General features: G+C 65.7%; 1 protein-coding gene and 1 pseudogene. Both read right to left on the bottom strand.

Going from position 1 to position 820, the window contains the following annotated elements; translation table 11 throughout:
* A pseudogene (locus EOA29_RS38460) lies at window positions 1-429 on the bottom strand (cobaltochelatase subunit CobN); the annotation flags it as partial.
* 17 nt (window positions 430-446) lie between these two features.
* Window positions 447-820: GTP-binding protein (locus EOA29_RS38465; RefSeq protein WP_189479156.1), on the bottom strand; the 374-nt coding region annotated here is incomplete at its 5' end.

Below are 820 nucleotides of genomic sequence, written 5' to 3' on the forward strand. Positions count from 1 at the left end.
GAAATAGCCGAGCAAGGCGTCCAACTCGGCGCGTGGCAGCGTCGAGCCCTCGATCAGCCGCTGATCCTCGTCATGGCTTTCGCCGGGCAGCAGCGCGAGCTTGATGCCGCGCTCGCGCGCCACCGTCGCGAGCTGATCGCAGCCATAGCGCCACCAGTCGTAGCCGCCGAGGATGCGGACCAGAACGACCTTGGCATGACGGGCGACGCTGTCGATCCAGAGGTCGACCGACATCGGGTGGCGGAGGTCGCGAAGTGCTGCGAGCCGCATCGACGGCAGGTGTTCCGCGTCCGCTTTCCACGCAGCGGCCAGGCCGGCGAGGTCGCTGTCGGTGAAGGACAGCGCCACGACATCCGCAGGCGTCTGCCTGAGATCGATCGGCTCGGCGAGATCGTCGAGCGAGGCGGATGTCGTGGTGAGGATATGCATCGCTTTTCGTGCTTGCCTCAGCCGGCGAGGATACGTTCGACCGCCGGGCGATTGAGCCCCTTGAGGCCGATGACGACGAGCCGCGAGCGGCGGTCGTCCTCGGTGGTCCAGGCGCGATCGTAATAGTGGTTGACGCGCGGGCCGACGGCCTGCAGCAGAAGCCGCATCGGCTTGCCGCCAACCTCGACGAAGCCTTTGACGCGCAGCACGTTTTCCTGCTCGGCCGCAAGGGCGACGCGCTTCGCCAGCTCGTCCGGATGCAAGATCGACGGGATATCGATGACGAAGGAATCAAAATCGTCGTGCTCATGTTCGAGCTCGTCGTCGTGGTGCGTCTTGCGGTTTTCGATGTCGTCCTCGACGGCAAGGCCGAGGCCGAGCAACACCGACG

The organism is Mesorhizobium sp. M1E.F.Ca.ET.063.01.1.1, from assembly GCF_003998155.1.
Classification (GTDB): Bacteria; Pseudomonadota; Alphaproteobacteria; order Rhizobiales; family Rhizobiaceae; genus Mesorhizobium.